The sequence below is a fragment of the Lacticaseibacillus salsurae genome (assembly GCF_045862175.1).
GTDB classification, from domain to species: domain Bacteria; phylum Bacillota; class Bacilli; order Lactobacillales; family Lactobacillaceae; genus Lacticaseibacillus; species Lacticaseibacillus salsurae.
In genome coordinates this window covers 1-7,085 of the sequence record NZ_BAAFZI010000079.1, presented here as the reverse complement: position 1 = coordinate 7,085, position 7,085 = coordinate 1, and the positions used below count along the sequence as shown (strand labels likewise).

Below are 7,085 nucleotides of genomic sequence, written 5' to 3'. Positions count from 1 at the left end.
CATCAAGACGATACCTCTTTCATTAATTGTGTAGGAACTTTAATGATAACAGGTCGTATCGACTTGGTGTTTTTTATTTTGTCTGAGTGCTAACGATAGTGGCTAACTTGATTGTAAAACGCGGGGAATAATAATATACAAAAAACCAATCATGAAGTTGAATGTGAGTTGTTGTGCACTATATCCAGGTAATTTATTAATAAATGCGTCAATGCTCAACTGATCAGTCCCTTTTGGTATTTTTGAATTATTTAACGTATTCTTGAATACCACAGCATTTGTTACACCTTTATTCAGTGATTGAATAGTGTCTGGTGAAATATAAACCACGGGAAGAGCACTTAAAGTTGCCCTGGGTGTAAAACCTGTAATTTTAATCCTCAATGATGAATTAGCAACTAACAAATAGTCACCGATTTTGAATCCATCACTTTTGAATTTATCCGATACGACGCCGGCATTGTTTCGGATATTTTTTCTACCACTTGTTATTTTCAATTTTTTAAATATGAACGATTTGGAATCAAGAGCTACTAATTGAGCATTCTCTTTTAATCCATTTTCTGATTTTACAAGTGTACTATACTGTGAAATTCTGGTTCCATTATTGGGTAAACTAGCAACCTCATCCTGTGAAAGAAAAGATTGTTGTAAACGTCCTTCAGAATCACTATTTAAGACAATACTTGAAGCATCCCACTCGTTAATTGCCGCTTTGTTTAGGTTAGCTAAACCAGTGGCTAAACCAGTAAGAATAATCAAAAGATAACTTACTAAAAATATAAGTACCACTATTAGGCTATAACGCAATTTTTCATGTAGCATCTCTTGAATAGCTAAAAACATAATAATCTCCTGTTATTAATTCTATTTGTTATTAATATGGGTCAAGTCCAAAATGTTGGTGTAAATTGAATTCCGCGAATTTATCATTTCACAAGCTTAAGCATACCGGCTTCTTCTGAATTGTCATCTTTTTCAATCCCGTGGTAAACGGTCATTTTTAAGTACCGTGGACCAGCAGCCCATTTTTCATTCTGTTCAATCAGTAGTGCTCCCATTAGTCGCAAGACGCTCAGATCATTCGGGAATATCCGGATTACACGGTCACGACGACGGATTTCTTGATTAACCCGCTCAATTGTACTATTCGTCCGGAGACGCTTCCTTAGCTCCTCTGGGAGCTGGTAAATCACCATTAATTCGTCAAAACTATTTTCTAATTTCTTCACCACCTTAGGGAACTCGGTCTGCCAATCTTTAACCAATTGGTCACGCCGTTCAACCGCTTGGTCGTACGTTGGAGCATTAAATAAATCTTTGAGTCGGTTAGCAACTTCTTTACGATCATTGAGTGCCAGAATACTTGTACAGTCATTACTAAAATGAAATTGACATCTCTGCCAAAGGCTCCCCTGAAATTGCGTAGTGATTGCATCCTTTAAGCCACAATGAGCGTCTGAAACAAACATATCAACGTTGGCAAGGCCCCGCTGTTTAAGTTCACTAAAGAAGTCCATCCATGCAGCTTTTGATTCACTATCACCGATATCAAAACCGAGCACTTCTCGACGACCGCTAGGGTCGATTCCAATCGCAACGAGTAAGCTATTACTTGTCACAACGTGACCACGGTGTACCTTAAATAAAATTGCATCGGCATACACAAAAGCATACTTTTGCGTAAGGGGACGTCGGTTAAAATCCAGCACTTGGTCGTCCAAATTATTGCATAAAGCCGAGACCGTACTTTTAGAAAAGGCTGTCCCACATAACTTCTTAGTAATCTCAGCTACTTTACGTGTTGAAACACCTTGGATTACCATTTCCATTAATGCCAAATCAAAGGCCTGCTCACTACGCTGGTAGCGTTTGAACAGCTGTGTTGAAAAATTGCCATGACGGAGTTTAGGAACGTGTAGTTCTAGAGACCCTACGCGGGTGGTAAGCTGACGAACCCGATAACCATTCCGTGAATTGGTTCGTTCATCCGAACGTTCATAAGCCTTAGCTTTAATCTGCTCAGTCGCTTCGGACTTAAGAATTTCGTCAAGGATCTTAGCCATAATTGATTGCATGGCCTTATCCCGATCACCTAGCAATAGTTCCTTTAATTCGTCATCTTCTAAATTTAATTCAACCTTTGGCATAATGAAGTTCCTTTCAGATTTCACAAAGTCCTATTTAGAATTTACACCAATTATACGGACATAACCGCCGATTGAAGCTGGAAAATCAGTGGCTGCCAAGGACGCCAAAATATCGCAACGGAAGCGCCGGATAATTTATCCCAATTCACATTTCATCGATCGCGGTTATTTTTCATTTGCAGAGATGCTGTGGGATAGCTCGCTTTGCAGATCATTATACATGGCTTGAGACATCGGATGTTGTCGCTGATTAGCGTCTCGTTCAGCGACCACGAAAAAATCACGTTCTAAAACGAACTTGCCATCTTGTTTGTCGAATCTGAAGTAAGTGGCATCCATGCCTTCAATTTGAAATGTGCCGTACTTACTTGCGGTCGGCATGGTAATGTTTACTAACTTCATAGGGTTCCTTCCTTTGTTCAATCGATCGGGTCTTTGAAATCGACCATGCTATTGTCTAATTCCGGCATTGCTTCTAAGTAAAATTGGCTAAACACTGGGTCTTTCAACTGTTCGGAAAGAAAATCATCAAGACTGCTACTATGCATTACCGAAAACCCATGAAGACCCTTTCTCATTTATATCGCATCCTTTTCACGATTACATTTTTGATTCATTGACACCAAGCATAGCGTCACACATCAGCATTGAAGTTGCAAGTCTTCTTGGACGTGATATAATAGTGTCAGAGAGAAAGCCACGGACATGTGGCACACAGAAGATGGCGGGCGTGCAGACCACCATCTTTTTTGTGCGCGCAAAAAGCCGATCTCCGTGCAGAGAGATCGACTTTCCTGCCATTGCGTGCGGATCCGGCTGCGGGTTAGTGACAACTGCAATCAGTCATCGATGCCGATCTAACCAATCAGCATATGTGGCAATCACGATCCCCACCACTATTGGGGCAATGACCTCTGAGAGAAAGCTAGACATGAGCACACCCCCTTTTGGGGCAAGTTGCCAAATATGATTATATCAAACGTACCATGCTTCTCACAGTCTTGATATTATATCGTAAAATACACTGGTTTACGCTTGGTGATTTGGAATATCCTTGGTCCACTTGTCAATAGCGATTTGAAAACGTTGTTTTGGGGTGCGGCCGCCGTTCACACGAGCCGGCCCTCTTCCTGGGGCTAGCTATCAGGCTCACTCATATCAGATACACGACGACTTCAATAAAAAGACGACCAGAGATTATTTCTGATCGTCTTTCGTGACACCTATTCAAAAATATCTTTTGCATCTTGCTTCAGTCGCTTCAGCAGCTTGTCCGGAACATGTCCCACAATTTCAGCGCGACGCGCCAAAGCATCATAGGTTGGCAGCTGCCACAGTACAATATTGCCTTCAACACCACTATTGAAATCGGCAAACTGTTCATACCAAGAAGAATCTCCAAAATTGCTGTGAGTCACAAGCATTCCAATCACCATTTTGGTTCCGTGGTTGTAATCCGTATTTGACAACACAATCATGGGACGGCGAGTGTTGTTTTGCTCAGGATCATGCCCGCCAAACTCTTTCCCGGCATGTGGTTCTGAATCAATAAAAATAATGTCGCCTTGTTTTGGCATTTGCATGACTATAACTCCCTACCCATTCGTGGTTCTTCAAAAACATTGCCCATTTTGTCAAGATCACCACGGAAGTCATAATCTTTTGCCGCTTTCGTGTGCCATGGGTTCACATGTTGTGGTTCATATAAAAGCGAACCGTCATCTTGGGCAACCAAAACAAATTCTTTACCTGCTTCTACGCCCACTTCAGCTGGTATCGTCAAACTCAAAGAATTACCAGACTTACGTGCGACAAAGCGACCAATAATTTTTCCTTGCTTCTCAACTTTTTCTGCCATGAAATCATCTTCCCTTCGTACTTACAAGTATACACAAGTTTTCCGTGCTTACAAGTGCATACGTGTCCGTGCTTACCTGTATACACAAAATTTGTAATTACGTGTATGTACACAATTTTGTAATTACATGTACTTACGCAACTCGTACTTACTCATAAGTACGGCACTTTAGTATTTCACATTCTGTTTATGTGACACAATGTATATTGTGTCACATAAACAGAATCGAGCTCAACTTTACAGGCTCTAAGGTGCACATTAGGTTGCCAATTCCCAGTTGAATCCGGCTAAGGTATTTATGTGACTAAAAGCGTTGATTTTCAAAAATATGTCTCATATAATTAAGTAAGCGAATTTCACTTACAAAAAGGAGTGTCTAGATATGTCTGGTCACATAACCCAACGAGAACTCGGAGTTGAAGCTGGCTTCAAAAATGCCGAAGGGCTATTTTTGAATTTCATACAAGAGGAAGTTTCACCCCAAAAAGCTGCAGAAGCGATTGTACGACTCGGATTAAAGCAAGAAATGCTCTTAGATGTTGATCCGAAGCTATTTGAACTCGCTGAAAAGCTTAAAAATACCAAAAATGAACGTAAACCTTCCTATATAATAGCGCAACATGAGCCCTACTCTGATGGACGTCGCGGCTATTTTCTTGGCCTAACAGATGCAATCATGATTCATTTTAATTCTGGTGACCTCAAAACGATGAAGTCTTTAGCCGATGAATCCGGTGTTTTACGTCGTGAACTGATTCATGCTGGTGTTGATCCTGAAGATATCGACGACATCGATGATGTCATGAATGAGATACCAGATGCAATCTACTGGGGGCAAGATTAATGGAATTTGTAGAACCTATCCGCAGCAAAAAGAAAATCGAAGCTATGAAAATCATGTTAGCTTCAGGACGTGAAGGCGACCGTAATCTTCTCTTGTTCACCCTAGGCATCAACACAGCCTATCGAATTTCAGATTTAGGCAAGTTGAAGCTTGAAAACGTATTGGAAGTATCTGGCAACGGTCATGTCGTGGCTAAGGACCGTCTAGCTTTGCGTGAACAGAAAACTGGCAAACATAATTCAGTGATTCTAGGCGACAAACTACGCAAAATGATTATAGACTACTGCCGTGAACACTTTCCAGAGGCACTTGATCAACGTGACTTCGACGGCTACTTATTTCCTAGCGCCCGTGATCGTTCAAAGCCTTTGAGTCGGCAGTCGATTTGGCGCATTATCAGCACAGCAGGGAATCAAGTTGGCTTAGATCACATTGGCACCCACACTATGCGTAAAACGTTTGGCTATTGGCTTTACAAATCAAACGTTTCGGTTGAAATTATCCAGCAATTACTCAACCACTCCAACGCTCAAACCACACTACGGTACATCGGGATCACCCAAGATGACAAGGATAACGCGGTTCAAAGCCTTAATCTATAGCAAAAAAGCGGATGACTTTTCTCGAAGCTGCTGAAAAACTAGATATAAATGGGTACTGTGTCGTGCAACGCGCGAAACAGTACCCATTTTTGATATACTCGCGCGTTTTAAAATCAAGTTAGCCACTTTTATTACCCTCAATTTTCAAGTCAAGTGCAACGATGATAACGAATCCTTGATAGTGGTCTAGGTTGTTAAGCCATGCGTCGGTAGTAATCGCATGGGCGAAGATAGTTCAGAATACGTCTGGGACGATGGTTCAGTGCGGATTGGACTGCTTGAATTTCAACCAGAGTAACTGCTCTGAGAGACTTCCCTTTCGGGAAGAATTCCCTAAGCAGTCCATTGGCGTTCTCGTTTGTGCCACGCTCCCAAGGCGAGTACGGATGTGCGAAGTAAATCTGGGTTCCAACAATCTCTGATAACTTGGCAAACTCGGAACCATTGTCAAAAGTGATACTCTCAAATTCCTTGGCCCCGTAGTCGTCGATCGTGTCCTGCAAGGCTTTAAGTCAGGTGTCCGCATGATAGTCAGGAATCTTGACGATGATCTCAGTCCGGCTGTACCGTTCTGTGAGCGTCATTAATGCTGGCTCATCAGCTAAGCGAATACCTTTGACCAAGTCGCCTTCCCAATGTCCCACGCCTGTGCGGTCATTCACGGCCGCAGGACGCAACTCGATTGAGTCGCCCTATATCTTCTTATTCTTGCGCTTGTGGGCGTTCTTATAGCCTTTGATGCGGCGTCGGAGCTTCTTGGGAAGTGTCATGTTGTCTAGCTCAAGCAGCCCGGCGTCGATGTAGCGATACACAGTTGTCGTTGAAGGGCAAGCCTTGCCCTGGTCGCGATAGAAGTGTACGAAGCTATCAACGCTGTGTACGCGCGGCTTACGAGTAAGCTCCCTGGCGAGAGCCTTGAAGAACGCACGGCCGGTCTTAAGAAAGGCGTAGTGACCAGTTCTATCGCGTTTACGGTCGTGCATGGCTTGGGCAGTTTCCGCAAGATAGACTTGATGCGAGTGACGCTTCGAGTCGAGCTGAGTTACAGATCCACGCGTGATTTCTCGTGAGATTGTCGCTTTACTGCGATGAAGCTTCTGTACAATCACGGTCGCGGTGTCACCAGCAGCCTGAAGGGCCTGAATTGTAGCACGGTCGCTAAAACTGAGTTGTTGGTCTGAGAGTGGGTGTTGGTCTGAGAGTGGGTCATGAAGATTCCTGCTTTCTTGTTTAGCTAGCACTAACAAGAATAGGTCTTCATGGCCTTTATGGTCTTAGTCGTCAGGGTGTTGCACTTGAATTGTAAACTGGGGTCTTTTTTTACCTGGATTATTCATAGAATTTCAAAAAAGCAGCGCAATCCCATGATTCACACGGGACTGCGCTGCTTTGGTGTTTCACCCATTGGGTGCGCCTATATGCTAAGGTTAAGTCGACAAAAACCATCACGAAAGCGAGGCTTCACACCATCTCAACTTTAACCAGCTTATCCCTGCAATGCAATACCAATGTGACTGTGACCGCCGACGGCGGTCAACTTTCAAATGACGCCGGGCTCGTTTTGTTCCAAGAGTTTCTTCATCGTATCAACTTTAGGCAACTTGCCAATCAGTGCCTCAAGTTACCAGACC

Annotated in this window: 8 protein-coding genes and 2 pseudogenes; 2 read left to right on the top strand and 8 right to left on the bottom strand. The window is 42.9% G+C overall.

Going from position 1 to position 7,085, the window contains the following annotated elements:
• Positions 1–126: 126 nt before the first annotated feature.
• The 7 genes and pseudogenes from ACKTSG_RS13235 to mazE form a co-directional block, all read right to left on the bottom strand.
• Positions 127–846: pseudogene (locus ACKTSG_RS13235) on the bottom strand (ABC transporter permease); the annotation flags it as partial.
• Between the two features lie 83 nt (positions 847–929).
• The gene (locus tag ACKTSG_RS13230) at positions 930–2,150 is read right to left on the bottom strand and encodes an IS256 family transposase (protein WP_407895419.1); all 1,221 of its coding nucleotides are present in this window, start codon (positions 2,148–2,150) and stop codon (positions 930–932) included.
• Between the two features lie 165 nt (positions 2,151–2,315).
• A complete protein-coding gene (locus tag ACKTSG_RS13225) occupies positions 2,316–2,552 on the bottom strand; it encodes a hypothetical protein (protein WP_056962254.1) in 237 nt (78 codons plus the stop codon).
• 17 nt (positions 2,553–2,569) lie between these two features.
• Positions 2,570–2,698, bottom strand: a complete 129-nt coding sequence (locus ACKTSG_RS13220; protein ID WP_407895417.1) for a hypothetical protein — start codon at positions 2,696–2,698, stop codon at positions 2,570–2,572.
• A 295-nt stretch (positions 2,699–2,993) separates the two neighbouring features.
• Complete coding sequence (locus ACKTSG_RS13215; RefSeq protein ID WP_152164671.1) at positions 2,994–3,083, bottom strand: type I toxin-antitoxin system Fst family toxin; 90 nt, start codon at positions 3,081–3,083, stop codon at positions 2,994–2,996.
• A 290-nt stretch (positions 3,084–3,373) separates the two neighbouring features.
• Complete coding sequence (locus ACKTSG_RS13210) at positions 3,374–3,733, bottom strand: type II toxin-antitoxin system PemK/MazF family toxin (RefSeq protein WP_056962255.1); 360 nt, start codon at positions 3,731–3,733, stop codon at positions 3,374–3,376.
• Positions 3,734–3,735: 2 nt separating this feature from the next.
• Positions 3,736–4,008, bottom strand: a complete 273-nt coding sequence (mazE, locus tag ACKTSG_RS13205; RefSeq protein ID WP_054719872.1) for a type II toxin-antitoxin system PemI/MazE family antitoxin — start codon at positions 4,006–4,008, stop codon at positions 3,736–3,738.
• 382 nt (positions 4,009–4,390) lie between these two features.
• Between mazE and ACKTSG_RS13200 the strand changes: the two genes are divergently transcribed.
• Together ACKTSG_RS13200 and ACKTSG_RS13195 are read left to right on the top strand one after the other, a co-directional pair.
• Positions 4,391–4,852 (top strand): hypothetical protein, encoded by a 462-nt coding sequence (locus tag ACKTSG_RS13200; RefSeq protein ID WP_407895414.1) that lies wholly within the window; start codon positions 4,391–4,393, stop codon positions 4,850–4,852.
• Complete coding sequence (locus ACKTSG_RS13195; RefSeq protein WP_056962256.1) at positions 4,852–5,454, top strand: site-specific integrase; 603 nt, start codon at positions 4,852–4,854, stop codon at positions 5,452–5,454. The genes ACKTSG_RS13200 and ACKTSG_RS13195 overlap by 1 nt, the downstream gene beginning before the upstream one ends.
• Before the next feature lie 194 nt (positions 5,455–5,648).
• Here the strand turns inward: ACKTSG_RS13195 and ACKTSG_RS13190 are convergent.
• A pseudogene (locus ACKTSG_RS13190) lies at positions 5,649–6,664 on the bottom strand (IS30 family transposase).
• Positions 6,665–7,085: the final 421 nt, after the last annotated feature.

What these genes read in the sequence shown, in the direction of transcription:
- ACKTSG_RS13230 (WP_407895419.1), bottom strand. Translation starts at nt 2,150, where the DNA reads ATGCCAAAGGTTGAATTAAATTTAGAAGATGACGAATTAAAGGAACTA.
- ACKTSG_RS13225 (WP_056962254.1), bottom strand. Translation starts at nt 2,552, where the DNA reads ATGAAGTTAGTAAACATTACCATGCCGACCGCAAGTAAGTACGGCACA.
- ACKTSG_RS13220 (WP_407895417.1), bottom strand. Translation starts at nt 2,698, where the DNA reads ATGCATAGTAGCAGTCTTGATGATTTTCTTTCCGAACAGTTGAAAGAC.
- ACKTSG_RS13215 (WP_152164671.1), bottom strand. Translation starts at nt 3,083, where the DNA reads ATGTCTAGCTTTCTCTCAGAGGTCATTGCCCCAATAGTGGTGGGGATC.
- ACKTSG_RS13210 (WP_056962255.1), bottom strand. Translation starts at nt 3,733, where the DNA reads ATGCAAATGCCAAAACAAGGCGACATTATTTTTATTGATTCAGAACCA.
- mazE (WP_054719872.1), bottom strand. Translation starts at nt 4,008, where the DNA reads ATGGCAGAAAAAGTTGAGAAGCAAGGAAAAATTATTGGTCGCTTTGTC.
- ACKTSG_RS13200 (WP_407895414.1), top strand. Translation starts at nt 4,391, where the DNA reads ATGTCTGGTCACATAACCCAACGAGAACTCGGAGTTGAAGCTGGCTTC.
- ACKTSG_RS13195 (WP_056962256.1), top strand. Translation starts at nt 4,852, where the DNA reads ATGGAATTTGTAGAACCTATCCGCAGCAAAAAGAAAATCGAAGCTATG.